The 26,108-nt window shown below is 66.8% G+C and carries 25 protein-coding genes; 7 read left to right on the forward strand and 18 right to left on the reverse strand.

Features of this window, described 5'->3' with window-relative positions; translation table 11 throughout:
• Positions 1 to 74 precede the first annotated feature (74 nt).
• The 5 genes from rodA to AC5P5M_RS05030 form a co-directional block, all read right to left on the reverse strand.
• Positions 75 to 1,187 (reverse strand): rod shape-determining protein RodA, encoded by a 1,113-nt coding sequence (gene rodA / locus AC5P5M_RS05010; protein ID WP_053519637.1) that lies wholly within the window; start codon positions 1,185 to 1,187, stop codon positions 75 to 77.
• Positions 1,184 to 3,262 carry a penicillin-binding protein 2 gene (mrdA, locus tag AC5P5M_RS05015; RefSeq protein WP_065175165.1) on the reverse strand — a complete coding sequence of 693 codons (2,079 nt, stop codon included), beginning with the start codon at positions 3,260 to 3,262 and terminating at the stop codon, positions 1,184 to 1,186. Before mrdA ends, rodA begins: the two co-directional genes overlap by 4 nt.
• A gap of 3 nt (positions 3,263 to 3,265) precedes the next feature.
• Entirely contained in the window at positions 3,266 to 3,751 is a 486-nt protein-coding gene (gene mreD / locus AC5P5M_RS05020; RefSeq protein ID WP_053519639.1) for a rod shape-determining protein MreD, read from the reverse strand.
• Positions 3,748 to 4,815 (reverse strand): rod shape-determining protein MreC, encoded by a 1,068-nt coding sequence (gene mreC, locus AC5P5M_RS05025; RefSeq protein WP_197600924.1) that lies wholly within the window; start codon positions 4,813 to 4,815, stop codon positions 3,748 to 3,750. Before mreC ends, mreD begins: the two co-directional genes overlap by 4 nt.
• Positions 4,816 to 4,936: 121 nt before the next feature.
• A complete protein-coding gene (locus AC5P5M_RS05030; protein WP_005411077.1) occupies positions 4,937 to 5,983 on the reverse strand; it encodes a rod shape-determining protein in 1,047 nt (348 codons plus the stop codon).
• A 283-nt stretch (positions 5,984 to 6,266) separates the two neighbouring features.
• Between AC5P5M_RS05030 and AC5P5M_RS05035 the strand changes: the two genes are divergently transcribed.
• Positions 6,267 to 7,205, forward strand: coding sequence for a carbohydrate kinase family protein (locus tag AC5P5M_RS05035; protein WP_128989981.1), 939 nt, complete (start codon positions 6,267 to 6,269; stop codon positions 7,203 to 7,205).
• 188 nt (positions 7,206 to 7,393) lie between these two features.
• Here AC5P5M_RS05035 and AC5P5M_RS05040 read toward each other — a convergent pair whose 3' ends face one another.
• The 4 genes from AC5P5M_RS05040 to ubiE form a co-directional block, all read right to left on the reverse strand.
• Positions 7,394 to 8,014, reverse strand: a complete 621-nt coding sequence (locus AC5P5M_RS05040) for an HAD family hydrolase (RefSeq protein WP_164150710.1) — start codon at positions 8,012 to 8,014, stop codon at positions 7,394 to 7,396.
• A complete protein-coding gene (locus AC5P5M_RS05045; protein ID WP_164150675.1) occupies positions 8,014 to 8,745 on the reverse strand; it encodes a hypothetical protein in 732 nt (243 codons plus the stop codon). The genes AC5P5M_RS05040 and AC5P5M_RS05045 overlap by 1 nt, the downstream gene beginning before the upstream one ends.
• 92 nt (positions 8,746 to 8,837) lie before the next feature.
• Positions 8,838 to 10,766 (reverse strand): M1 family metallopeptidase, encoded by a 1,929-nt coding sequence (locus tag AC5P5M_RS05050; protein ID WP_111186200.1) that lies wholly within the window; start codon positions 10,764 to 10,766, stop codon positions 8,838 to 8,840.
• Between the two features lie 247 nt (positions 10,767 to 11,013).
• Complete coding sequence (gene ubiE, locus AC5P5M_RS05055; RefSeq protein WP_053520441.1) at positions 11,014 to 11,775, reverse strand: bifunctional demethylmenaquinone methyltransferase/2-methoxy-6-polyprenyl-1,4-benzoquinol methylase UbiE; 762 nt, start codon at positions 11,773 to 11,775, stop codon at positions 11,014 to 11,016.
• 80 nt (positions 11,776 to 11,855) lie between these two features.
• On the opposite strand from ubiE, the gene AC5P5M_RS05060 reads away from it, so the two are divergent.
• The 5 genes from AC5P5M_RS05060 (at position 11,856) to AC5P5M_RS05080 (ending at position 14,321) form a co-directional block, all read left to right on the forward strand.
• Complete coding sequence (locus AC5P5M_RS05060; protein WP_065175170.1) at positions 11,856 to 12,308, forward strand: nucleoside deaminase; 453 nt, start codon at positions 11,856 to 11,858, stop codon at positions 12,306 to 12,308.
• 197 nt (positions 12,309 to 12,505) lie between these two features.
• Positions 12,506 to 12,766 carry a hypothetical protein gene (locus tag AC5P5M_RS05065; protein WP_065175171.1) on the forward strand — a complete coding sequence of 87 codons (261 nt, stop codon included), beginning with the start codon at positions 12,506 to 12,508 and terminating at the stop codon, positions 12,764 to 12,766.
• Positions 12,767 to 12,840: 74 nt separating this feature from the next.
• Positions 12,841 to 13,167: a hypothetical protein gene (locus AC5P5M_RS05070; protein ID WP_065175172.1), complete on the forward strand. Its 327-nt coding sequence runs from the start codon at positions 12,841 to 12,843 to the stop codon at positions 13,165 to 13,167.
• A gap of 69 nt (positions 13,168 to 13,236) precedes the next feature.
• On the forward strand, positions 13,237 to 13,659 hold the full coding sequence (locus AC5P5M_RS05075) for a low affinity iron permease family protein (protein ID WP_053520445.1): 423 nt from the start codon (positions 13,237 to 13,239) through the stop codon (positions 13,657 to 13,659).
• Positions 13,660 to 13,868: 209 nt separating this feature from the next.
• Positions 13,869 to 14,321 carry an REP-associated tyrosine transposase gene (locus tag AC5P5M_RS05080; protein ID WP_197572522.1) on the forward strand — a complete coding sequence of 151 codons (453 nt, stop codon included), beginning with the start codon at positions 13,869 to 13,871 and terminating at the stop codon, positions 14,319 to 14,321.
• Positions 14,322 to 14,524: 203 nt separating this feature from the next.
• Here the strand turns inward: AC5P5M_RS05080 and smeF are convergent, their stop codons facing one another.
• From smeF to smeD, 3 genes are all read right to left on the reverse strand, one after another.
• Positions 14,525 to 15,910, reverse strand: a complete 1,386-nt coding sequence (gene smeF / locus AC5P5M_RS05085; RefSeq protein ID WP_476340387.1) for a multidrug efflux RND transporter outer membrane subunit SmeF — start codon at positions 15,908 to 15,910, stop codon at positions 14,525 to 14,527.
• Positions 15,911 to 16,007: 97 nt separating this feature from the next.
• A complete protein-coding gene (smeE, locus tag AC5P5M_RS05090) occupies positions 16,008 to 19,130 on the reverse strand; it encodes a multidrug efflux RND transporter permease subunit SmeE (RefSeq protein ID WP_053520172.1) in 3,123 nt (1,040 codons plus the stop codon).
• A gap of 12 nt (positions 19,131 to 19,142) precedes the next feature.
• The gene (gene smeD / locus AC5P5M_RS05095; RefSeq protein WP_065175174.1) at positions 19,143 to 20,324 is read right to left on the reverse strand and encodes a multidrug efflux RND transporter periplasmic adaptor subunit SmeD; all 1,182 of its coding nucleotides are present in this window, start codon (positions 20,322 to 20,324) and stop codon (positions 19,143 to 19,145) included.
• A gap of 221 nt (positions 20,325 to 20,545) precedes the next feature.
• On the opposite strand from smeD, the gene AC5P5M_RS05100 reads away from it, so the two are divergent.
• On the forward strand, positions 20,546 to 21,205 hold the full coding sequence (locus AC5P5M_RS05100) for a TetR family transcriptional regulator (protein WP_065175175.1): 660 nt from the start codon (positions 20,546 to 20,548) through the stop codon (positions 21,203 to 21,205).
• A gap of 56 nt (positions 21,206 to 21,261) precedes the next feature.
• Here the strand turns inward: AC5P5M_RS05100 and hslU are convergent, their stop codons facing one another.
• The 6 genes from hslU to lptM all read right to left on the reverse strand — a co-directional run bounded on the left by hslU (position 21,262) and on the right by lptM (position 26,107).
• Complete coding sequence (hslU, locus tag AC5P5M_RS05105; protein ID WP_053520175.1) at positions 21,262 to 22,635, reverse strand: ATP-dependent protease ATPase subunit HslU; 1,374 nt, start codon at positions 22,633 to 22,635, stop codon at positions 21,262 to 21,264.
• A gap of 88 nt (positions 22,636 to 22,723) precedes the next feature.
• Positions 22,724 to 23,275: an ATP-dependent protease subunit HslV gene (gene hslV, locus AC5P5M_RS05110; RefSeq protein ID WP_053520176.1), complete on the reverse strand. Its 552-nt coding sequence runs from the start codon at positions 23,273 to 23,275 to the stop codon at positions 22,724 to 22,726.
• Positions 23,276 to 23,457: 182 nt separating this feature from the next.
• The gene (xerC, locus tag AC5P5M_RS05115; protein ID WP_053520177.1) at positions 23,458 to 24,330 is read right to left on the reverse strand and encodes a tyrosine recombinase XerC; all 873 of its coding nucleotides are present in this window, start codon (positions 24,328 to 24,330) and stop codon (positions 23,458 to 23,460) included.
• A gap of 16 nt (positions 24,331 to 24,346) precedes the next feature.
• Positions 24,347 to 25,021 carry a DUF484 family protein gene (locus tag AC5P5M_RS05120; protein WP_065175177.1) on the reverse strand — a complete coding sequence of 225 codons (675 nt, stop codon included), beginning with the start codon at positions 25,019 to 25,021 and terminating at the stop codon, positions 24,347 to 24,349.
• The gene (gene dapF, locus AC5P5M_RS05125) at positions 25,018 to 25,869 is read right to left on the reverse strand and encodes a diaminopimelate epimerase (protein ID WP_495205625.1); all 852 of its coding nucleotides are present in this window, start codon (positions 25,867 to 25,869) and stop codon (positions 25,018 to 25,020) included. Before dapF ends, AC5P5M_RS05120 begins: the two co-directional genes overlap by 4 nt.
• On the reverse strand, positions 25,862 to 26,107 hold the full coding sequence (gene lptM / locus AC5P5M_RS05130) for an LPS translocon maturation chaperone LptM (protein ID WP_053520180.1): 246 nt from the start codon (positions 26,105 to 26,107) through the stop codon (positions 25,862 to 25,864). Before lptM ends, dapF begins: the two co-directional genes overlap by 8 nt.
• Position 26,108: the final 1 nt, after the last annotated feature.

A 26,108-nucleotide genomic window follows, 5' to 3' on the forward strand; every position in this document is an offset into this window, starting at 1 on the left:
CGTTGGACGGCCCCGGCCTTGCCCGAAACCGCAGAGGTGCCGCAACCCGCGTCGGCCGCGCGCTCCCGGAGGTGCTAGCCGTAGCCGCCGTGCACGGGATTGTGGCTGCGCACTGCCATCACCAGCCCGAAGCCGGCCAGCAGCGAGACGGCCGACGTACCGCCATAGCTGATCAACGGCATCGGTACGCCCACCACCGGCAACAGACCCGAGATCATTCCGCCATTGACCAGCACGTAGACGAAGAACGCCAGGCCGGTGGCACCGGCCAGCAGCCGCGAATAGGAGTCGCGCGACTGGCTGGCAATCCACAGGCAGCGCCCGATCACCACCAGGTACAGCGCCAGCACGACGGCCACGCCGATCCAGCCGAATTCCTCGCTCAACACCGAGAATGCAAAGTCGGTGGTCTGCTCGGGAATGAAGTTCAGGTGCGACTGCGAGCCTTCGCCCCAGCCCTTGCCGTCGAACCCGCCGGAACCGATCGCGATCTTCGACTGGATGATGTTCCAGCCCGCGCCCAGCGCATCCATTTCCGGGTCGAGGAACATCATGATGCGGTCCTTCTGGTAGGGCCGCAGCAGCCAGAACCAGGCCAGCGGCGCAACCGCGGCCACGCCGCCCACGCCCAGCCCCACCCACCACCATGGCAACCCGGCCAGCAGCAGCACGAACACGCCGCTGGCGGCGATCAGCACGCCCGTGCCGAAGTCCGGCTGCAGCATCACCAGACCGGTCGGCACGCCGATGATGACCAGCGACACCAGCACCGTATTGATGCGTGGTGGCAAGGGCACCCGGTGCAGGTACCAGGCCACCATCATCGGCAGGCTCACCTTCAGCAGTTCAGCCGGCTGCAGGTAGAAGAACTTCAGGTCCAGCCACTGCCGGCCGTATTTGCCGGTACCGAGCACGAACACCGCCAGCAACGGGATCATCGAGATCGCGTAGATCATCGGCGTCGCCGAACGGATGCGCAGGATCGGTACCCGCGAGATGGCCCACAGCGCGGCCATGCCCACGGCGAAGCGGGCGCCCTGCGCCATTACCAGGCTGTCGCCGCCCGCACTCTTCAGCGTGGCCAGGCCGATCATCATCAGCGCGCCCAGGGCAAGGCACAGCACCCAGTCCAGCGTGCTGAAGAAGCGCCGCAGCATGTCCCCGGCCCATCGCAGGAAGGCCTTCATCGCGTCGCCTCCGCAGCCGCCGGTGGACGCGGCGCGGCAGGCAGTGCCGGTGCCGGCGCAGCGGGTGTTCCCGGTTGCGGCTGGGGCTGCGGGACCGCAGCGCCGATCAGCACCGGATGCTCACCGACCTGTGCGGCGGCAGCATCCCCCGCCTGGCGGGCGCCCACGTCCTCGTTGTCGAAAGCGGTCGCACCGATGGCGGTGGTGCCGCGTTCACTGTCCAGCGGCTGGATGCCATCGGGCATCTTGCCCAGCAGCCAGGCATCGAACACCTTGCGTGCGATCGGCGCAGCTGCCGAGCCGCCGTAACCGCCGCCTTCCACCGCGATCGCCAATGCGATCACCGGCTGATCAGCCGGCGCGAAGCCAACGAACAGCGCACGGTGGCGCAGGTGCATCGGCAGGCTCTTTGGATTCACCGCTGCCGTGCCACGGCGGCTGACCACCTGCGCGGTGCCGGTCTTGCCGGCCATCACGTACGGCGCCCCGACCGCCACCCGCCAGCCGCTGCCGCCGGGCTGCATGGTCGCCATCATGCCTTCGCGCACGGCCTGCACGTTGTTCGGATTGGGGCTGACCGGCTTGCTGTCGCGTGCCGGCACCCCGGTCCACTCGCTGTCGAACCCTTCGCGCTGCTGGATGACCAGGTGCGGCGTGCGCAGCTGCCCGCTGGCCAGACCGCTGACGCCCCGCGCCAGCTGCAGCGGAGTGACCTTCCAGTCGCCCTGGCCGATGCTGATGTTGACCGTATCGCCGGGGTACCACGCTTCCTTGCGGGTCTTCCGCTTGTACGCCGGTGACGGCAGGATGCCGCCGATCTCGCCGGTCAGGTCGATGCCGGTCGGCTGGCCGAAACCGTAATAGTCCATGTAATGGTCGAAACGCTCGATGCCCAGGTCCAGCGCCAGCCGGTAGTAATAGGTATTGACCGAATTTGAGATCGACTTGCGCAGGTCGGTCCAGCCATGGCCGCCACGGTTGGCATCGCCCCAGCCGCGGCTGGTGCCGGGCAGGTAGAACATGCCGGTGGACAGGATCTTGTCTTCCGGGCGGCGCACACCGGCGTCCAGACCGGCCAGTGCGATCAGCGGCTTGAGCGTCGAGCCGGGGGCCACACCGCCCAGTACAAGGCGGTTGAACTGCGGGCGCGATGGATTGTCGTTCAACGCTTTGAAATCGGCGTGGGAGATGCCGTTGACGAACAGGTTCGGGTCGTACGATGGCAGGCTGACCATCGCCAGGACCTCGCCCGTGCGCGGGTCCATCGCGACCGCCGAGCCTTCCTGGTCGCCGAAGGCGGCAACCATCGCCCGCTGCAGGTCGGCGTCGATCGACAGGCGCAGGTCGACACCGGACTGCGCGGCAACGCGGCCGATGGTGCGGATCGCACGGCCCTGCACGTTGGTCTCCACCTGCTCGTAACCGACCTTGCCGCGCAGCTGCTGCTCGTAATAACGCTCCAGGCCCGACTTGCCGATGTGGGTCAACGCGGCATTGCCCTCGCCAAGGATCTCCAGATCCTTGTCATCGACACGACCGACGTAGCCGATGATATGCGCGAACAGATCGCCGTACGGATAACGACGGGTCAGGTAGGGCTCCAGCTCGACACCCGGGAAGCGCCAGCGATCGACGGCGAAGCGTGCCATCTCATCGTCGGTCATGCGCAGCTTGAGGGTGACCGGCAGGAACTTCCGGCGCGCCTTGCGCGACTTGTTGAACGCCTCCAGCTCTTCCGGACTGATCTCGATGATCTTTGCCAGTCCTTCCAGCGTGGCATCCATGTCCTTGACCTTGTCCGGGGTCACGTCCAGGCGGAAAGCCGGCACGTTCTCGGCCAGCAGGCGGCCGTTGCGGTCGTAGATCATGCCGCGCCCCGGCACCACCGGCCGCGGCTTGATGCGGTTGGCTTCCGAACGGGTGGCGTAGATGTCGTGGTCCAGCACCTGCAGCTTGAAGTACCAGCCCCCCAGCCCAAGCAGGCAGACCAGCACCCCCAGGAAACCCAGCGCCGCACGACGGCGGAACTGCTCGGCTTCGGCGTGCGGGTTCTTGACCTGGCGGCGCGGAATCATGGCTCAACGCCCGCGTTTGCCGAAACGCACCGCGTCCAGCAGCACGAATACCAGCGGCCACAGGCCCATGCCCAGCAGCGGCGCCCACCAGTACGACCACGGCAGCGTCGGCTCATCCACCACGATGTGCACCAGCGCGCTGACGATGCGGTCGTTGAACAGCAGGCCACCAATGGCGAGCATCTGCTGGGACATCGGGAAGAAGCGGATGCGGGCGCGGAAGCGCTGCAGGATGAAGGCCAGCATCACCAGGCGCAGCGCTTGTTCACCCAGCACCCCGCCATACAGCAGGTCGGCGACAACCCCACTGGCGAATGCGATGCCGAGACCAACGCGCTCGGGCGTTTCGATCACCCAGTACGCCAGCACCAGCGCCAGCCAGTACGGGCGCAGCGGCTGCAGCAGGGCCGGCAACGGCAGCAGGCCCAGCAGCAGGGCCACCACCAGACTGGCCGGCAGCACCCAGGGATTGTCGCGCAAGCGGCTCATCGCTGGACCTCTGCGGCGGCGGCCGGTCCGGTTGCCGGCTGCGGATCCGGGGCGGTCGAAGACGCCGGAGTGACGGCCGGCGCCGACGGCTGCCCTGCGCGGGTGTCTGCCGGTGCTGCTGACGGTGCTGCTGCCGGAACTGCCGGGACCGGCACGGTAACCGCATTGGCTGGCCCGCCCGGCGCGGTGTCCTCCAGCTGCAGGCGTACTTCTGGCGGGATGCGGATCGCTGCGCCCGGGCGCAGCAGCAGCACATCGCGGCCGCGGTCGAGCTGTGCGGCCGGCTTCAGCTCACCGACCAGGAAGGCATGGGTGTCATCCGGGCGCAGCGCGGTGATGGTGCCGACCGGGAAACCGGCCGGGAAACGGCCACCGAGACCGGAGGTGACGATCTCATCGCCCACTTCCACCCCGGCACTGAGCGGGATGTCGCGCAGTTCCAGCGTATCGCCGCGACCGTAGACGATCAGGCGGACACCGTTGCGGGCCACGGTCACCGGCACGGCATGGTCGGGGTCGGTCAGCAGCAGCACGGTGGAGGTGCCGCCGGTAACGCTGATCACCTGGCCCATCAGCCCACCGGCGTCGATCACCGCCTGGCCGACATGCACTCCCTCGCGGCTGCCTGCATCGAGTACCAGACGCTGTTTCACCGGATCCAGGTCGATATCGAGGATCGGCGCCAACTGCACGTCCAGTCCGCTGCGCTCGGCCACGTTCAACAGTTCGCGCAGCTGGGCATTGTCCAGCGCAGCGGTCTGCAGACGGGTCAGGCGGGCGTTGGCCAGCAGCAGCTGGTTGCGCAGCTCGCGGTTCTCGCTGACCAGCTGGCTGTGGCTGGCCGCGTTGTCCTTGACCTGGCTGCCCAGCTTGCCCGGCAGGCCTGCCAGGGCCCAGACCGGCTGCACCAGGGTGTTGGCCTGTTCACGCAGGCGCGCCAGCCAGCCGGCCTGGTCGTCGAGGACGATCAGGGTGATGGCCAGCGCGAGATAGGCCAGCAGCCGCAGCGGGCTGGCGGCATCACCGGATCGGGAAGCAACGGGAGGACCGGCGTAGGGCGGCACGGCAACGATTCAACTGGCAGAAGGCGGAGGGGAAACACGCGGACGCCCCGCCGGTGCCGGCCCGCCAACGCGACGGGCCGCACCCCGGAGGGGCGCTGCGGGCAGGAACGGCCGGGACAGCTTATTCCGGCGCAAAGAACTCGTTGCCGTGCATGTCGACCAGCTCCAGCGCACGACCACCGCCGCGGGCCACGCAGGTCAGCGGATCGTCGGCCACCTGCACGTGCAGGCCGGTCTCCTCGGAGATCAGGCGATCCAGGTCACGCAGCAGGGCGCCACCACCGGTCAGCACGATGCCGCGCTCGGCGACGTCGGCGCACAGTTCCGGCGGCGTCTGCTCCAGGGCCAGCTTGACCGCGCTGACGATGCCCGACAGGGGTTCGTGCAGGGCTTCGAGCACTTCGTTGGAGCTGATCTTGATCATCTTCGGCACGCCCTCGGCGAGGTTGCGGCCGGAAATCTCCAGCTCCTGCACCTCTGCCTGCGGGTAGGCACAGCCCAGCTCCACCTTGATGCGCTCGGCCGTGGCTTCACCGATCAGCATGCCGTGGTTGCGGCGCACGTAGTTGGTGATCGACTCGTCGAAGCGGTCGCCACCGATGCGGACGGAGGCCGAATAGACGATGCCGTTGAGGGAGATGACCGCCACTTCGGTGGTGCCACCGCCGATATCGATGACCATCGAGCCACGGGCTTCGGTGACCGGCATGCCGGCGCCGATCGCAGCGGCCATCGGCTCTTCGATCAGGTACACGTCGCGGGCACCGGCTTCCTCGGCCGATTCCTTGATCGCACGACGCTCGACCTGGGTCGAGCCGGCCGGCACACAGACCAGCACGCGCGGACTCGGGCGCAGCACGCGGGACTTGTGCACCTTCTTGATGAAGTGCTTGAGCATCGCCTCGGTATAGGTGAAGTCGGCGATGACGCCATCCTTCATCGGGCGGATGGTGGTGATGTGGCCCGGGGTACGGCCCAGCATCTGCTTGGCCTCGGCACCGACGGCTGCCACCGAGCGGGTGCCACCGATGGCACGGTCCTGGCGCACGGCCACGACCGAAGGCTCATTCAGCACGATCCCCTGCCCGCGCACGTAGATGAGGGTGTTGGCCGTGCCCAGGTCGATGGACAGGTCATTGGAGAACATGCCACGGAGTTTCTTGAACATCTGAGGAAGGAGTCCTGAGGGGTGTCGTGCCCGCCGCGGGATGGCGAAAAAATGGGCAGAAATCGAGGCCGACAAGCCTAGCAACCCGCCTGCCGCCGAGCAAGGAAAAATCCAGCTGAACCCGCGTCTTCACAGGCTTTGGGCCTGATCCGGCATCACCCGCTTCTGGCCCTGAGCGGCACCAGCGGGTAACCTTTGCGCCGTCGGGCGCCCAAGGGCGCCGTTTGCTTGCCCGTCGAAGCGGGCAGGCCCACCCCAAAATTCACCGCATAGGCTTACATCGATGTCCGCTCTGATCTGTGGTTCTCTTGCCTTCGACACCATCATGGTGTTTCCGGACCAGTTCAAGAATCACATCCTGCCGGACAAGGTGCACATCCTGAACGTGTCGTTCCTGGTCCCGCGGATGCGCCGCGAGTTCGGCGGCTGCGCCGGCAACATCGCCTACAACCTGCATCTACTGGGCGGCCACCCGATCCCGATGGGCACGGTCGGCTCGGACTTCGGCCCGTACCGCGAGTACTTCGATGGCCTGGGCATCGACCTGTCGCGCGTGCGCGTGATCGATGAGCTGTTCACCCCGCAGGCCTTCATCACCACCGACCACGACAACAACCAGATCACCGCCTTCCACCCGGGCGCGATGATGCGCTCCTACGAGAACCACGTGCGTGGCGTGCCGGGCGTGACCCTGGGCCTGGTCGGCCCGGACGGCCGCGAAGGCATGATCCAGAACGCGCTGGAGTTCCACGAGGACGGCATCCCGTTCATCTTCGACCCGGGCCAGGCCATGCCGCTGTTCAACGGACCGGAGCTGCGCCAGTTCATCGAGCAGGCCGACTACGTGGTGGTCAACGACTACGAGTCGAACCTGCTGCAGGAACGCACCGGCTGGGACGAGAAGGAAATCGTCAGCCGCGTGCAGGCCTACATCACCACCCGCGGCCCGAAGGGCGCGGTCATCCACACGCCGGACAAGAGCTACGACATCCCGCCGGCGCACGAGCGCCGTGTGGTCGATCCAACCGGCTGCGGCGATGCCTTCCGCGCCGGCCTGATCTACGGCATCCAGAAAGGCTACGACTGGCTGACCATCGGCCGCATGGGCAACCTGATGGGCGCACTGAAGGTCGAGCACCCGGGCACCCAGAACCAGCGCTTCACCTTCGATGAGTTCAACGAGCAGTTCAAGCAGCAGTTTGGCTACGCGCTGAACGCGTAAGCCGAACTGCCCGCGCATCTGCTCGGTGGGTGTCGACCTGGGTCGACACTGCCGGCCAGCGGCCGGCACCACCGGAACTTCCGACCGACACGTTGCCTGCTGTCTGTAGAGCCGAGCCCATGCTCGGCCTGCGCGCGCCAGCGCGATCTGACCGCAGAGCAGCCGAGCGTGGGCTCGGCTCTACACGGTCATGCGCCCTGCCACGCTGCCAACAGGGCGCGGCAATCGGCGAAGTGCCAATCCGCGCGGCCCGGCCACGGGTTGTCAGGCAGGTTGACCAGCACGGTATGGGTGCCGGCGGCACGGCCGCAGTCCAGATCATAGGCGTGGTCACCCACCATCACCGCCTGCGCGGCGGCAATGCCCCAACGCCGCAGGTGCTGCTGCAGGCCATCCGGCGAGGGCTTGGGCACCGCTTCTTCGCGGCCGATGATGTCGGCATCGTCGAACAGTTCCCCGACCCCGATCGCCTCCAGCGTCAGCTTCGCCAGCGCATGGTCGTTGCGGGTCAGGATGCCCAGCCGGCAGCCAGCCGCCGCCAGCGCGCGCAGCAGCTTCACCGCGCCCGGTGCCGGCAACGCCTCCTCGGCCAGCCCGCGCTCGTGGTCCAGCAACCACTCACGCTTGGCCTGAGCCGATGCGTCAGGCAGCGCCGCGATATGGTCGAGGATGTCTTCCTCGGCGGCGATCTCCAATGCGCGGCGGATCGCGGCAAAATCATGCACGGCGACGGTCAGCGTGCCGTCCATGTCGAACACCCAGTGGCGGATCGCGGGCAGCGCGTGCGCGGCCGTGGCCGCGCCCGGCATCACTGCCACCACGACGGCATGCGGCTTGCGTCCACGCCCCCGGTCTCGAACACCGCCGTGCGGGTGCCGCCGGCCTTGACCGGGAACTCGATGCTGATCGACTTGCCCTTGCGCGCCAGCTTCCACAGCGCCTTCTGATCGGTGATGAACAGCGCAATCGCCTCATCGGTCTGCGGCCGCCAGGCGGCCATCGACACCGGCTTGCCGTCGTCCACGGTCACCTTCACCGTACACTGCGGGCAGCGGAAATCGCCGGCCTGCAGCACCAGGTAGGCGTGCCGCTTCCACTCCGGGTGATCGCGGAACACCAGCTGCACCGGCTTGGCGCCGCTGCCATCCACGTCCACCCGTTCCTTGCTGTAGATCTGCGCCGACACCTGGTTGCCCTTGTTGCCGACCGGTATCTGGTTGTACTGCCACAGCGCCTGCATGCGGCGCAGGTCGCGCGCGGCATCGCCCTTGGCCTTGACCTCTTCGAAGCCTGCGGCGATGCGCTCGGCGGCGGCCGTGTCCTTGTACTCATCCAGCAGCGCGGCGCCATGCAGTCGCGCGCGCTCCCAGTCCTGCGCGGCGACGGCCATGTCGTACTGCCTGGCCACGTCCTCGGCCTTGGCTTCCTTCTGCGCCTGAACGGCGGCCGCGGCGGCTTCCTGCGCCTTGCGCTCTTCTTCGGGATTGCTGCAGGCGGCCAGGGCCAGGGTGCAGGCGGTGAGCAGGATCAGTCGTTTCATGGCAGAGGTCCTTCGTGTTTTTCGCATGCTTGCAAAGTCGCGCATGGCTCGACTCTACAAAAAAAGCGCCGGGCAGTGCCCGGCGCTTGTTCTTACTTGGCTTCGGCCTTGGCCAGCATGTCCTGCACCGAGGCAGTGGTGATCGGATGGTAGCCCGGCTTGGCCTTCTCGAAGGCCTGCTTGGCCAGCTCCAGCCCCTTCGGCGTCTTCACCAGTTCGGCGTAGATCGGCAGGATCAGCTTGCGACGGCCGACACGCTCGATGAATGCCGCCGCGGCCTCATTGGCCGGCTCGTAGCCGCTGCGGATGGCCAGCGGATACCAGCGCATGGCGATCTCGCCATTCGGCGTGCCCGTGAAGTGGAAGGCCTTGTCCAGCGTGGCCAGCGTGTCCAGCGGCTGGGTCGTGCCCAGGCCGTCGATGAAGCGCACCCACTCCTGGGTGCTCCAGTCAGCGATGACCTGGCTGCTGGGCACGGTGCCGGCGCTGGTGAAGGCGATGCGCGCGGTATCGACGCTGCTGAAGTTGCGCGACTGCGCCTTGGCCGCGAACGCCGGGATGCCCGGCTCGTCCAGCCATGCCTTCAGTTCGGCTTCCGTCACTGCCGACGGGTTCTTCGGCAGCAGGTTCTTCTTCAGGTACTCGACGAACTGGTCGGTATTCGCGCTCTGGAAGGCGTGGTCATCGAACCAGCCGCGCAGGAACGGATCGAAGGTCTCGCGGCCGAAACGCTGTTCCAGGAACTCCAGGAACCAGGAACCCTTGACGTAGGCCACCTGGCTCAGGGCTTCATCGGGGTCACGCTCGTTCAGCGGCGGCAGCGCCAGCGCCTGGTCGGCGGGGCTCATGTCCTTCACTTCCGCCAGCAGATCGGTCTGGTCGATCTGCCGCTCCATTTCGGCCATCTCCTTGCCGTACAGCGCTTCGGTGATGCGGCCCTGGACGTAGGTGGTGAAGCCCTCGTTGAGCCAGATGTCCTTCCAGCTGGCGTTGGTCACCAGGTTGCCCGACCAGCTGTGCGCCAGTTCGTGGGCGACCAGCGAAACCAGCGATTTGTCGCCGACGATCACGGTCGGGGTGGCGAAGGTCAGGCGCGGGTTCTCCATGCCGCCGAACGGGAACGACGGCGGCAGCACCAGCATGTCGTAACGGCCCCAGCGGTACTCGCCGTACAGCTTCTCGGCGGCACCGATCATCTTCTCGGTGTCCTCGAATTCCTTGGCCGCCTTGCCGACCATGGTCGGTTCGGCCCAGACGCCGGAGCGGCCGGAGATCGGCTCGAACACCAGGTCGCCGGCGGCGATCGCCAGCAGGTAGGACGGGATCGGCTGCGGCATCTTGAAGGTGTAGTCACCATCACGCGCGGCCTTGGGGTCGTTGTCGGCGCTCATCAGCACCATGACGTCCGGGCGCGAGACCACGTGCGCGCTGTAGGTGAAGCGCACGCTCGGGGTGTCCTGCAGCGGCACCCAGGAACGGGCATGGATGGCCTGCGACTGGCTGAACATGAAGGGCAGCTTCTTGCCTTCGGTCATCGACGGCGCCAGCCACTGCAGGCCCGAGGCGGTCGGCGCGGTGTGGTAGGTCACCTCGACCTTGGCCGGCTGCTGCGGGGCCTCGATGGTCAGCTTGCTGCCGAACACCTTGTCGGCCGCCGCCAGCTCGAACTTCAGCGGGCTGCGCGCGCCGTCAGCGGCAACGGCTTCGACCTTGGACACGGTCAGCTCGCGGGTGTCGAGCACCAGCTGCGTGGCGTCCTTCTGCTTCCATTCCAGGGTGTAGGTCGCGGTACCGCCGATCTGCTTCTGGTCGAAGTCCAGCTTCAGGTCCAGCGCGATGTCCTTGATGACGACCTTGTCCGGCTCGGCGTACGAGCTTTCGTCGTGGCTGCGGTTCTCGGCGTTCACGGGAGCGGCGGGGGCCTTTTCGGCAGTCGGGGCGGCGGCGGGCGCGGCCGCCTCCTGGGAGCAGCCAGCGGCCAGGGCCACGGCCAACGGAAGGAGCATCAGCGGATTGCGCATGAATCGGGACCGTTACGGGGAGCAAACCCCAATGGTACCTCCCTCCGGCCCCGCAGGCGTTGCGCGGTGCGGGGTAAGGCGGCCAAGGCCGATCCTGCGGCGGCGCCCTGGGTAGGTGCCAACCTTGGTTGGCACGGATCCATCAACGCATGTGGCAGGCCCGTGCCGACCAAGGTCGGCACCTACCAGAGCGGATGACCGCAGCGGCCGAGTGCCAACCAAGGTTGGCACCCACCAAGAGCAAGGCTTACAGCTTGTAGCCGGAGTGGATCGACACGATGCCGCCGGTCAGGTTCTTGTAGTGGCAGCGCTCGAAACCGGCCTCGCCCATCATGGCCTTCAGCTCGTCCTGCGGCGGATGCTTGCGGATGCTCTCGGCCAGGTACTGGTAGCTGTCCGAATCATTGGCGAACAGCTTGCCCAGCTTCGGCAGGATCTTGAACGAGTGGAAGTCGTAGATCGGCTTGAACCAGTCGGCGGTGACCTCGGAGAACTCCAGCACACGCGCCTGGCCACCGACCTTGAGCACGCGGTACATCTCGCGCAGGCCGGCATCCTTGTCGGTCACGTTGCGCAGGCCGAAGGCGATGGTGACCAGGTCGAAGCTGTTGTCCGGGAACGGCAGGGCCTCGGCATTGCACTGGACGTAGTCCAGGCCCAGCACCAGGCCGCGGTTGGTGAGACGATCACGGCCCACCGACAGCATGCCTGCATTGATGTCGCCCAGAACCACCGAACCTTCGGCGCCGACGCGCTCCTTCAGCAGGGCGGCAATGTCGCCAGTGCCCCCCGCGAGGTCAAGCACGCGGTCACCGGGCTTCACCTGCGCGGTCGCCACGTAGTAACGCTTCCACGCCCGGTGCACGCCCAGGCTCATCAGGTCGTTCATCAGGTCGTAGTTGCGTGCGACCGAGGTGAACACCTGCCCGACCAGCTTCTGCTTGTCCTTGGCGGCGACGTCGCGGAACCCGAAATGGGTGGTACCGGATTTGTAGGGGGATTCGCTCATGCCCCTATTATCGCACCGCCAGGGCCGCTGCGGGGGAACGGCGCCTTATCATGGCAGCCCATGACCTTCCGGAGCCCCGCATGATCACCACACCTGATTACCAGGCCCTGCTGCAGACCGCCATCGCCGAAGCCCGCCAGGGCTTGGCCGAGGGCGGCGTGCCGATCGGCGCGGCGCTGTACCACAACGACGGTCGCCTGCTCGGCTGCGGCCACAACCGCCGGGTGCAGGAAGGCGATCCCTCCGTGCACGGCGAGACCGACGCCTTCCGCAAGGCCGGGCGCCAGCGTCGCTACCGCGACACGATCATGGTGACCACCCTGGCCCCGTGCTGGTACTGCTCGGGACTGGTGCGCCAGTTCAACATCGGCACCGTGGTGGTCGGCGAGTCCCGCACGTTCCAGGGCGGCATCGACTGGCTGCGCGAAAACGGCGTCAATGTGATCGACCTCGACAGCCAGGAATGCGTCGACCTGCTCGGGGGCTTCATTGCGCAATATCCCGAGATCTGGAACGAAGACATCGGCGAATGAGTGCCGTGGACTGACCCCAGCCCGCGTTTAATGAATGCTTCATCCGCGGCAGGCCCTTGTGCAGTCAGCGTCTGCGGCGTTCGATGTGACGCGCTGCGCACTCCGTCGGCACGCATGCACACGCCGCGGTAACACCCCACCGCTCCGGCACGCCTACGGTGGGGTTACCGGGGCCCCCTACCCCGGCGGAGCCAGCCATGTGCGCGCACGCTGCAAGCCCCACGCCCAATCTGATCCTTGACGGAATCCGCGCCCGCCTGCGGAGCCAATATCGGTTGCATCGGCGCGGTGCCCTGTTCTGGACCGCTTATCAGAGCATGCAGCTGGAACTGGTGCGCGACCATCCACGCGACCACGTCCGCCTGTGCAACGCGATGGCGGACATCGCTGAAGACCTCGGCGTGGTCGAGCACGCCCAACTGATCGGCAATCGCAACGCTGTTTCCACATTGCGATGACACCGCTTCCACCGGTGATCAGGCAACACTGCGATTCCCCCCACTCCACGTCCACCTCAACCGATTGGATCGACATGCACACTGAAGTCCCTGCCATTCCCCCGGTCATCGACGTCGATGCGGAACTCGAGCACTGGCGCCGCCAGCATGCCGACGGTGCGCTGCCTCATAATTCGTTCGGTTCCTACGTACCCTGGATCAAGTTCGCCTGCGATTCGCTGATCACCCAGCCGCGCGCCAGCAACGAGCAGCGTGACGAGATGTTCCAGACCCAGTATGCGCTGCAGATCATGCCGCGGCTGAGCGAAGCACAGGCCCGCGAGTTCGTCGACCGCTGCTGGCAGCACGTCTACCAGGCCAGCCGCGTGCGCCTGCAGGACGCACCGCGGCTGCGCGCCTGAGCAGGCCTGCTGCACGCGGGCTGCACGGCCACGCGCCGATCATCACGTCACCCCAGCGGGACGACGACGATGAAAGCAAGAAACCTGTTCAATACCATCGCCAAGAAGGCCGCGGCCGCCACCGGCTCTCCGTGGACCTTTCTGGGTGCAGTAGCCATCGTGGTGGTGTGGGGCATCTCCGGCCCGGTGTTCGGTTTCAACGACACCTGGCAGCTGGTTATCAACACCGGCACCACCATCATCACCTTCCTGATGGTCTTCCTGATCCAGCACACGCAGAACGCCGATACGGCGGCGATGCAGATCAAGCTGGACGAACTGATCCGGGCCACCGCGGAAGCCAACAACGAGCTGCTGGATCTGGAAGAACTGGACGAACAGCGGCTGGAAGAGATCCGCGCCGAGTATGAGCGGATGGCACGCGAAGCCGGCGACGCGCTGGCCCGTGTGCGGGCCTGCCACACGGTGCGCCGTGATGACGAAGCGGTGTAGCCCTGACGCGACGACCTGCGAACGCCTGATCGAAGCGCCGCCGGGTATGACCCGGCGCTACCGGAATCCCGCCGACAGGTAGCGCCGGGCCATGTCCGGCGAGCGCGCAGCGCGGCTCCTCAAGGTGAAGCTGCAGCACGGCGGTTCCCCACCTGGTTCATTGGCAATCGCTGATAAACGCATGCATCCCTCCGGCACAGACTGGCCGCATGTCCAGTCGTCACCTAACGCGCAGCCGCGATTCGCGCATCGAAGGTTACTATGTGCTCACGACCGTCGTGCGGCAACGTCGGCGTGTTTTTGCGGATCCCCGTTGTGCTGCATGCCTTGTGGATTCGCTTCGCTACGTCGAACACATGGGACTCAGCCATTCATTCGCATGGGTCGTCATGCCCGATCATCTGCATTGGCTGGTGCAACTCCGTGATGGAACACTTGCGCGCCTGATGGGAACGCTGAAATCACGCAGCAGCAGGCTGTTGGGGCAGCAATTTGGCGTGCAGACGCCGCTATGGCAGCCGAGCTACTTCGATCATGCGGTGCGCACTGAAGATGCAATCAGGCGCCATGCGCTGTACATCCTTGGCAATCCCGTTCGTGCGGGGCTGGCGGTTCAGCTGGACGAGTATCCATTCGCTTGGTGCCGCTGGTCCCTGCGGTAGCACTGAGCCCTGCGAATGTCTGACCGAAAAGCCGCCGGGTATGACCCGGCGCTACCGGGATCTCACCTACAGGTAGCGCCGGGCCATGCCCGGCGAGCGCACAGCGCGGCCTGCGTCAGGCCCTGCGAATGTCTGATCGAAGCGCCGCCGGGTATGACCCGGCGCTACCGGAATCCACGCCGGGCCATGCCCGGCGCGTCCCGTCAGCTGCGTTCGTGCCAGCCGCCGCCCAGCACCTTGTACAGGGTGATGCGGTTGGCCTGCTGGGCCAGCTGCGCCTGCAGCCGCGTCTGCTGCGCGCTGTAGGCCGTACGACGCGCGTCGAGCAGGCTGACGAAGCTGTCCAGGCCGGCGTCATAGCGCGCCTGCGACAGCCGGTTGGCCTGCTCGGCCGCGTCGACCAGACGCTGCTGCGCGCTGACCTGCTCATCCAGGCTGACATTCATCGACAGCGCATCCGCCGCTTCGCGGAAGCCGTTCTGGATCGCCTTCTCGTACTGCGCCAATGCGATATCACGATCTGCATTGGCGATGTCGAGATTGGCACGCAGACGGCCGCCCTGGAAGATCGGCAGGGTGATCTTCGGCAGGAAGCTCCACACGCGCGTGCCGCTGTCGAAGAGGTTCGACAGTTCGTTCGATCCGCTGCCGATGCTGCCTGTCAGCGAAATGCTCGGGAAGAACGCTGCGCGGGCAGCGCCGATGTTGGCGTTGGCGGCCAGCAACTGGTGTTCGGCCGCCATGATGTCCGGGCGCAGCAGCAGCACGTCGCTGGGCAGGCCGGCCGGTGGTGGGGCCAGTGCCAGCAACTGCGGCTCGATGCCATCCGGCAGCAGAGCCGGGTCGACCTGGCCACCGGCCAGCAGCGCCAGGGCATTGCGGTCCTGCGCGAGCTGGCCGCGCAGGCGTGCGGCATCGGTGCGCGCGGTTTCGACCAGGGTGCGGGTCTGGGTCAGTTCCAGTGCTGAACTGCCGCCACGTTCATGGCGTGCTTCTGCCAGGCGCAGCGAATCCTCATAGGTCTTCAGCGTCGCTTCGGCGATCTTCAGCTGCTGGCTGTCGGCGCCGTAGGTCAGCCACGCCGTTGCCGTCTCGGCCACCAGGCTCAGCTGTGCATTACGGCGGTTGGCGGCGATGGCAAAGTACTGCTGCAGGGCTGCTTCGCTGAGGTTGCGCACGCGGCCGAACAGGTCCAGCTCGAATTCGGCAACACCGACGCCGGCAGTGAACTGCTCGGTGACTCCCGCATCCGTACCTGTGCGCTCCATCTGCCCGGTGATGGCCACACCCGGCACCCGGTCGGCGCGCTGCACCCGGTACTGGCCGCGTGCGCGCTCGACATTGAGCACGGCCACACGCAGGTCGCGGTTGTTGTCCAGCGCCTGGCCGATCACCTGCTGCAGGCGTGGATCGGTGAAGAAGTCACGCCAGCCCAGCGTGGCCACATCGGCAACCTGGCCCTGCGTGGCCTCTGCCGGCCACTGCGCAGGAATCGCCGGGGCAACGGCCGTGTCCTTCGGCGCGAGGGTGGAGCATCCGGCGACCGTGAGCACGGCGGCCAGGGATACAGCAAGAGAAGAGAATTTCATGGCGACACCTTGGGGGTCACGGTGGTAGCGCCGGGCCGTTCCCGGCAGCTACGTGGTAAGGCATCCGCCGGGCATGGCCCGGCGCTGCCGGATTCCATCACTCGGCGGTCCTGCGTTTGAACACGCGCTGCACCACCACGAAGAACAGCGGCACGAAGAACACGCCCAGCGCGGTGCCGACGATCATGCCGCCCAGCACGCCGATGCCGATGGCCTGCTTGGCGCCGGAACCGGCACCGGTGGAGATCGCCAGCGGCACCACGCCCATGCCGAATGCAAGCGAGGTCATCACGATGGGACGCAGGCGATCGCGCACGGCATGCATGATCGATTCGATCAGGCCGGCCCCCTTCTCCAGGTTTTCCTTGGCGAACTCGACGATCAGGATCGCGTTCTTGCTGGTCAGGCCCACCGTGGTCAGCATTGCCACCTGGAAGTAGATGTCGCGCTCCAGGCCCTTGAAGGTGTTGGCCAGCACCGCGCCGAGGATACCCAGCGGGGCGGCCAGCAGCACGGCGGTCGGAACACTCCAGCTTTCGTACATCGCGGCCAGGCACAGGAACACGATCATCAGCGACAGCGTGTACAGCAGCGGGGTCTGCGAGCCGGCCTGGCGTTCCTGGTAGGACATCGCGGTCCACTCGATGCCGAAGCCCGCCGGCAGCTGCTTGGCCAGCTGCTCGATCTCGGCCATGGCGTCACCGGAGGCGACCCCCGGGGCCGGTTCGCCCTGGATTTCCATTGCCGACACGCCGTTGTAGCGCTCCAGGCGCGGCGAGCCGTAATCCCAGTGCTTGCTGGCGAAGGCGCTGAACGGAACCATCTCGCCCTTGTCGTTCTTCACCGACCAGAGATCGAAGTCCTCCGGCACCATGCGGAACGGCTGGTCGGCCTGCACGAACACACGCTTGACGCGGCCACGGTCGACGAAATCATCGATGTACGCGCTACCCCATGCGGTGGCCAGGGTGGTATTGACCTGGGCGATCGACAGCCCCAGCGACGTTGCCTTGGCCACGTCGATGTCGATGCGGAACTGCGGCGTGTCTTCCTGTCCGTTCGGGCGGACGTTGGCCAGCTTCTTGCTGCCGGCCGCCAGGCCGAGCAGCTGGTCACGCGCGGCCACCAGCGCATCGTGGCCCTGGCCGCTGTTGTCCTTCAGGAAGAAGGTGTAGCCCGAAGCGGTACCCAGCTCCGGGATCGCCGGCGGCGGGAAGGCGAAGATGAAGGCGTCCTTGATCCCACCCAGCGCAGCCATGGCGCGGCCGGTGATCGGCATCACGCCGTTGTCGGCGTCACGCTCGCTCCAGTCCTTCAGCTTGACGAAGGCCATGCCCGCGTTCTGGCCCATGCCGGCGAAGCTGAAGCCCTGCACCGAGAACACCGACTCGACCGCCGCCTTCTCGTTCTCCAGGAAGTGATTCTCCAGTGCCGCGATCGATTCCAGGGTACGTTCCTGGGTGGCGCCGACCGGGGCCTGCACCAGCGCCATCAGCACGCCCTGGTCTTCATTGGGCAGGAACGAGCTGGGCAGGCGCACGAACAGAACCGCCATCAGTACGAACAGCGCGGCGACGATGCCCATGAAACGCCACGGACGATTCAGGATGCCGCGTACACCACGCTGGTAGCTTTCGCTGGTGCGGTCGAAACCCCGGTTGAAGCCGTTGAAGAAGCGACCGGCCAGGCCGCGGTGGGCGACATGATGCTCGCCCTTCTTCAGCGGCTTGAGCAGCGTGGCGCACAGCGCCGGGGTCAGTACGATCGCGACCAGCACCGACAGCGCCATCGCCGAAACGATCGTGGCCGAGAACTGCCGGTAGATCACGCCGGTGGAGCCACTCATGAAGGCCATCGGCACGAAGACGGCCGACAGCACCAGGCCGATGCCGACCAGTGCACCGGTGATCTGGCCCATCGACTTGCGGGTGGCCTCCAGCGGCGACAGGCCCTCCTCGGACATGATGCGCTCGACGTTCTCCACCACCACGATGGCGTCGTCCACCAGCAGGCCGATCGCCAGCACCATCGCGAACATGGTCAGCATGTTCACCGAGAAGCCGAGCATCGCCAGTACGCCGAACGTGCCCAGCAGCACCACCGGCACGGCGATGGTCGGGATCAGGGTGGCGCGGAAGTTCTGCAGGAACAGGTACATCACCACGAACACCAGCACGATCGCTTCGATCAGGGTCTGCACGACGCCCTTGATCGACACGCGTACGAACGGCGTGGTGTCGTACGGAATCTCGGCCTTCAGGCCGGCCGGGAAGAAGTTCTTCAGGTCGTCCAGCGCGGCATCCACGCCGGCGGCAGTGTCGAGCGCATTGGCGCCGGTGGCCAGGGTGACGGCCAGGCCGCTGGCCGGCTGGCCGTTGTAGCGGGTGACGAAGTCGTAGGACTCCGCGCCCAGCTCGACGCGGGCGACATCACCCAGGCGCAGTTCGGCACCGTCCTGCGCGCCGCGCACGACGATGTTGCGGAACTGCTCCGGCGTCTGCAGGCGCGACTGCGCATTGATCGTGGCGTTGAGCTGCTGGCCCTTGACCGAGGGCGCGCCGCCCAGCTGGCCGATCGCCACCTGTGCGTTCTGTGCCTGGATCGCTGCGGTCACTTCCGGCACCGACAGGCCATAGGTATGCAGCTTGTTCGGGTCCAGCCAGATGCGCATGGCGTACTTGCCGCCGAAGACCTGGATGTTGCCCACGCCCGGGACTCGGCTCAGGCGATCGACGACATTGGAGCCGACGTAATCGGCGATGTCGTTGGCATCCATGCTGCCGTCTTCGGAGACGAAGGCGATCACGTTCAGGAAGCCCGAGCTGGACTTGGCCACGTTGATGCCCTGCCGCTGCACTTCCTGCGGCAGCAGCGGCATGGCCAGCTGCAGCTTGTTCTGCACCTGCACCTGCGCGATGTCGGGATTGGTACCGCTCTCGAAGGTCAGGGTGATGGTCGCCTGGCCGTTGGCCGAGCTGTTGGAGGAGAAGTAGATCAGGCCATCAAGCCCCTTCATGTTCTGCTCGATGATCTGCGTCACCGAGTCTTCGACCACTTTGGCCGAGGCACCCGGGTAGGTGGCGCTGATTTCCACCGCCGGCGGAGCGACGTTGGGATACATCGAGACCGGCAGCTTGAACAGGGCCAGGCCGCCGGCGAGCATGATGATGATGGCGATGACCCACGCGAAGATGGGTCGATCGATGAAAAAGCGTGCCATGGAATTCTCCGCTTACTTCGCGTCGCCGGCCGGAGCCGCAGGCGGGGCAGCGGCCGGCTTGGCCGGTGCGGCGCCCTTTTCGGTGGCGTTGACCGGCATGCCGGGGCCGATCTTCTGCAGGCCTTCGACGATGACCTTGTCGCCGGGCTTCAGGCCATCCTCGACCAGCCACTTGTCGCCGATGGTGCGGCTGACCTTGACCGGGCGGACTTCGACCTTGCTGTCCTTGCCGACCACCATCGCCGTGGTGTCACCCTTGGCATCGCGGGCGATGCCCTGCATCGGCACCAGCACCGCGTCGCTGCGCACGCCGCCACCGATCACTGCGCGCACGTACATGCCCGGCATCAGCAGGCCATCGGGGTTTTCCACCTTGACCCGCAGGCCGAAGCTGCCGGTGGCTGGATCGACGCTGACTTCGGAGAACTCCAGCGTGCCCTTGTGCTCGAAAGCGCTGCCGTCTTCCAGCAGGATGCTGACCGGCGTCTGCTGGTTGTCCTGCAGGCGGCCGGCGGCCAGCTCGCGGCGCAGCTGCAGCAGCTCGGCCGAGGACTGGGTGAGGTCGACATAGATCGGATCCAGCTGCTGCACTGTGGCCAGGGCGTCGGCCTGGCCGGCGTTCACCAACGCACCCTGGGTGACGCTGGACTTGCCGATGCGGCCGCTGATGGGCGCGGTGATGCGGGCGTAGCCCAGCGTGACGTTGGCCGAATCCAGCGAAGCCCGTGCGGCGCCGACATCGGCCTCGGCCTGCTTCTGCGCGGCTACGGCGTTTTCCAGATCCTGCTGGCTGACCGCATCGACCTTGGCCAGCTCGGTGATGCGCTTGGCACTCAGGCGCGCGGCGTTGGCCGTGGCTTCGGCGCGGGCCAGCTGTGCGCGGGCACTGTTGGCCTGGGCGCGGTAGCTGGCGTCATCCAGCTGGTACAACGGCTCGCCGGCCTTGACCATGCCGCCCTCGGTAAACAGGCGCTTGGCCACGATGCCGCTGACCTGCGGACGGACTTCGGCCACCAGGAAGGCATTGGTCCGGCCCGGCAACTCGCGGGTCAGGCCCACGGTCTCGGACTTCAGCGTGACCACGCTGACCTGGCCGGGCCCCTGTTCGGGGGCCTGGGGTTCGCCGCCACAGGCGGCCACGGTCGTGGCGATGGCCAGCGACAGCGCAAAGGGACGGATTCGGCTCAGCAACATGGGGAAGGCTCTTGGAAGGAAGAATCTCAGCAGGCGATGATACGTCGGACACTTCCCGGGAACGGGTTGAGCCCTCTCGAACAACGCCACCCGGGCAGGCATGGGTGCCGGGAACCGGACAGCCACGCACACGACGGGAACGATGGAGGTGAAATATACATACATGCTTGTTTGTTTGTAAACAGGTACAATTCAGCCACGTTTCACCCGTACTCGTACCCATGGCCCGCAAGACCAAAGAGGACACCCAGGCAACCCGGGAAGGCATCCTTGACGCCGCCGAAGCCTGCTTCCATGAACATGGCGTGGCCCGTACCACGCTGGAGATGATCGGTGCCCGCGCCGGCTATACCCGCGGCGCCGTGTACTGGCACTTCAAGAACAAGGGCGAGGTGCTGGCCGCGATCATCGAACGGGTGCACCTGCCTTTCATGCAGGAACTGGAGCGCACCTCCACCGAGCAGCGCGATACGCCGGTGCATGATCTGCGCGCGGTGATGATCCATTCCTTCATCGAGCTGTCCGAAGACGAGCGCCTGCGCAAGACCATGGAGATCATGCTGCGCAGCGATGCTTCGGCCGACACCAAGGTGCTGACCGAACTCCAGCAGGCCGGTTTCCGCGACGCGCTGGACCGGATGGAGCGTGCGCTGCGACGCGCGCAGGCGCTGGGCCAGCTGCGCGAAGGCGCCGACCCGAAGATCGCCGCGCGCATGCTGCACGCGACCGTGCTGGGGGTGCTGCATGGCGCGATGGTCGAGCCGGATCTGATGGATCTCCAGCGCGACGGCATGCTCGCGCTGGACATGACCCTGGCCGCCTACGTGAAGGAAGGCGTGTTCGAGCCGGGCACCGTACCTGCGCCGTTGCCGGAGGCCTGAGCGCACAGGGGTCGGATCCCTCAAACAAGAAGGCCGCCTTTCGGCGGCCTTCTGCGTTACAGGATGTAGCGGCTCAGGTCCGGATCCTGCACCAGTTCACCCAGATGCGCATCGACGTAAGCGCTGTCGATGGCCAGGGTCTCGCCATCGCGGTCAGGCGCTTCGTAGCTGAGCGAATCCAGCAGGCGCTCCAGTACCGTATGCAGGCGGCGGGCACCGATGTTCTCCTGGCGCTCGTTCACCTGGAAGGCGATCTCGGCCAGGCGGTCGATGGCGTCGGCAGTGAAGCTGACCTTGACGCCTTCGGTGGCCAGCAGCGCTTCGTACTGCTTGGTCAGCGCCGCCTTCGGCTCGGTCAGGATTCGCACGAAATCACCCTTGCTCAGCGCGCCCAGTTCCACGCGGATCGGGAAACGACCCTGCAGCTCCGGAATCAGATCGCTCGGCTTGGCCAGATGGAAGGCACCGGAAGCGATGAACAGGATATGGTCGGTCTTGATCGTGCCGTACTTGGTCGACACGTTCGAGCCTTCCACCAGCGGCAGCAGATCGCGCTGCACGCCTTCACGCGAGACGTCGCCACCACCCACGTTGTCACCGCGCTTGGCAACCTTGTCGATCTCGTCGATGAAGACGATGCCATGCTGCTCGCAGGCTTCGATCGCCGCAGTGCGGATATCGTCCTCGTTGACCAGCTTGCCGGCTTCTTCCTCCAGCAGCAGCGGGCGTGCCGCCTTGATGGTCAAGGTGCGCTTGTGCGCCTTGGCACCACCGCCGAGATTGGCGAACATGGACTTCAGCTGCTGGCCCATCTCCTCCATGCCCGGCGGCGTCATGATGTCCATGCTGACGTTGGCGGCCAGATCCAGTTCAATCTCGCGCTCGTCCAGCTCACCATTGCGCAGCATCTTGCGGAACTTGATGCGGGTTTCGTTGTCCTGTGCCGACGGCTCGTTGCGCGCCACTTCCGGGTCGAAACCGATGCCGCCGCTGCGGCGTGGCAGCAGCGCATCGAGAATGCGGTCTTCGGCACGTTCTTCGGCCTGGGTGCGCACGCGCACCTTGGCCTGCTCGCGGTACAGCTTGACCGCGGTATCGGCCAGATCGCGGATGATCTGTTCGACGTCCTTGCCGACGTAGCCGACCTCGGTGAAACGGGTCGCTTCGACCTTCACGAACGGCGCATTGGCCAGCGTGGCCAGGCGACGCGCGATCTCGGTCTTGCCAACGCCGGTCGGGCCGATCATCAGGATGTTCTTCGGCATGACCTCGTTGCGCAGCTCGGCCGGCAGCTGCATGCGGCGCCAGCGGTTGCGCAGGGCGATGGCCACGGCGCGCTTGGCGTCATGCTGGCCAACGATGTGCCGGTCCAGCTCCTGCACGATCTCGCGCGGCGTCATGGTGGCGGAGGAAACTTCGATCTTCGACATGGATGGGCTCACGAATGCGTTGTCGATGACACCGGAACCAGACGGCCCGGCCGGTAGCGCCGGGCCATGCCCGGCGGATCAGGGAGCGTCACAGCTCCTCGACCACCACGTTGCGGTTGGTGTAGATGCAGATGTCGCCCGCGATGTTGATCGCTTCACTGGCGATGGTGCGCGCATCCAGCGCCGTGTGCGCCATCAGCGCGCGGGCCGCCGACAGCGCGTAGGAACCGCCGGAACCGATGGCGATGATGCCGTCTTCCGGCTCGATCACGTCGCCGGTACCGCTGATGATCAGCGAGGTTTCCTTGTCGGCCACGGCCAACAGTGCTTCCAGCTTGCCCAGGCGACGCTCGGTGCGCCAGTCCTTGGCCAGCTCGACGGCGGCACGCTGCAGCTGGCCGTGCTTTTCCAGCTTGGCCTCGAACAGCTCGAACAGGGTGAAGGCATCGGCGGCCGCGCCGGCGAAACCGGCCAGCACTTGGCCATCGCGACCCAGCCGGCGCACCTTGCGCGCATTGCCCTTCATCACGGTGTGGCCGAGCGTGACCTGGCCGTCGCCGGCAATGGCCACATGCTCGCCGCGACGCACGCAGACGATGGTGGTGGCGTGGAAAACGTTGGGGTTCTGACTGGGGTCCATGCGGCCTCCGATAGCTGTTCCCGGGACATGGGGACAGCGCCGGGGCCGATCAAGCCTGCGCGGATGGCTGCCGTTCAGGGCTCGGGCGCCAGCGGCCGCTGCATCCGCCGGGCATGGCCCGGCGCTACCACCGCATCAGGGCATGACTTGGCGCTACCACTGCCGCCGGGCGTGGATTGGCGCTACCGGCGGCGCTTGGCGCGCGGATGCGCAGCGTCGTAGACCTTGGCCAGGTGCTGGAAATCCAGATGGGTGTAGATCTGCGTGGTGGCGATGTCGGCGTGCCCCAGCAGTTCCTGCACGCCGCGCAGGTCGCCGGACGACTCGAGGATGTGGCTGGCGAAGCTGTGCCGCAGCATGTGCGGATGCACGTGCTTGAACAGCCCTTGCCGCTGCGCCAGCTGGCGGATGCGGATCTGCACCGCGCGCTGGCTGATCGGCCCGTTGCGGCCCGGAAACACCGGGGTGGCCGGGGCGCCGCCGCTTTCGCTGCGCCAGGCGAGCAGTGCCTCGCGCGCCGGCTTGCCGAACGGTACCCGACGCTGGCGGTTGCCTTTGCCCATCACGTTGACCAGTCCGCTGGCAAAATCCAGGTCACGCCAGGTCAATGCGCAGACCTCGCTCAGGCGCAGGCCGGAGGAATAGAACAGCTCCAGCAGCGCGCGGTCGCGTCGCCCCAGCTCGCCTTCCGGTTCCAGTTCGACCAGTTGCACTGCTTCATCGGCGTCGAGCACCTGCGGCAGCCTGCGCGGCGCTCGCGGTGCCTTCAGCGTGGCCGCTGGACTGACCTCGATGCGGCCATGCCTGAGCAGCCACGCATAAAAGCTGCGGCAGGCAGACAGCCGCCGCTGCAGGCTCTTGGCCGACAGGCCCCGGCGATGTTCATCGGCGACGAACTGTCGCACGGCGTCAGCATCCAGCGCCTCCACCGGCACGCCCCGCGGCTCGGCCCATGCCGCCAGCGCATCCAGGTCGCGACGGTAGGCGTCCAGCGTATGCGCCGACATCCGCCGTTCCACCTGCAGGTGCTGCAGGAACGCCATGACCGCGCTCATCGCCGCCGCGCTCCGCTCAGTCCTGGAAGCGCTTGAGGCCGGTGGCCAGGGCCTCGCCCATCATGCGCAGGAACAGCGTGCCCATGCCCGGGTAGAAGCGGTTCGGGTCATGGCTGCCGACCGCGATCAGGCCGACACCCGGCAGCGGCAGCAGGGCGGTGGTCTGCACCTCCTCACTGCGCGCGCCATACAGCACCGCGTTCTTTTCCGGCTGCAGGCGGCCGCAGATCGGCTCACCGTCCTTCAGGCAATCACGGAAGGGGCCCAGTCGTGGATCGTCGGCCGCGATGACCTGCAGCCATTCGGCCTGTTCCAGCCCGGCCACCGGCACGTGCACGACCAGCCGCACCAGATCACCCGCAAAATCCTCCTGCAGCGAGGCGGCCATCGCACGCAGGGTGTCGGCGGCACTGCCCTGCTTCATCAGTGCCAGCGTCAGCTGGTGGGTGCGCACCGCCAGCCGTTCGTTGACCTGGGCGGTCGCGCCCAGATCGGCCAACCGTCGCGCCAGCTCGCGGTTCTTTTCCCGCAGCAGCTCCAGCTGGTAGCTGGCCAGCGATGCGGTCGGGCCGTCATCGCGCGGCACCACCAGGGTCAGCGCCAGGTCCGGAAACTGCTTGAGGAAGGCCGGATGGCGCCGCAACCAGGCAGCGACTTCATGGGCCCCGAGCTTGTCGACGGTCTCAGTCATGCGATCCACTCCCCTTCGAAGACGAATGCGGTGGGGCCGGCCATCACCACGGGCTGCCCCTCGCCCGGCCACTGGATGCGCAGTTCGCCGCCGGGCAGGCTGATGCGTGCATCGCGCTGCAGGCGACCGCGCTGCATGAGGGTGACTGCGGCTGCACAGGCGCCGCTGCCGCAGGCGAGGGTCTCGCCGACGCCCCGCTCGAACACGCGCAACCGCGCGTGGTCCGGCGCGATGACCTGGGTGAAACCCACGTTCACCGACTTCGGGAACGAGGCATGCTGCTGCAGCAGCGCGCCGACCCGCTCGACCGGCGCCGCATCGATCAGGCCCACCTCGATCACGGCATGCGGATTGCCCATCGACACCGCAGCAAACCGCACGCTCTCGCCCTGCAGCGGCAGCAGATACTCCTCGCGCGGGTGGGCAAAGCCGACCAGCGGCACGCTGGCAGGTTCGAATGCGGGTACGCCCATGGTCACCGCATACTGGCCCTGGCCCAGCACCTGCACCGTATGGCTGGCCAGTGGGCTGTCGATGACGAATGCATCGCCCTGGGCACTGCCCTCGCGCACCAGCCAGGCCGCGATGCAGCGCGCGCCGTTGCCGCACTGCTCGGAATTGGAGCCATCGGCGTTCCAGATCCGGTACGAGGCAACCGAGCCTTCGACGCGCGGGGCCTCGATGGTCAGGATCTGGTCGCAGCCCACGCCGGTGTGGCGGTCGGCCAGGCGCGCGGCCAGCTGTGGCGTGGGCGGCGCGGTGCCGGCGCGCAGGTCGATCACTACGAAATCGTTACCCGCGCCGTGCATCTTGCTGAAACGCAGCGCGGTGGAACCGGTCTTACTCATTCCCGTCGTCCACCTTCTTCACCGGGTCCGGGGTCACCGACGGACTGCCGTCACCCGTGTCCTGGGTGGCAGGCGGGGTGGCTTCGCCGTCGGCATCGGTGGCCGGCTCGACGGTCTCTTCCACCGGCACCGGCTTCTGTGGCAGCACCAGCGGGCCCTTGTTGCCGCAGGCGGACAGGAACAGCAGCGAGGCCGCTGCCAGCGGAATCAGGATGGCGTTTCGATGGGGAATCTTCATG

Source organism: Stenotrophomonas sp. YJH_SMC_106-19, from assembly GCF_059368375.1.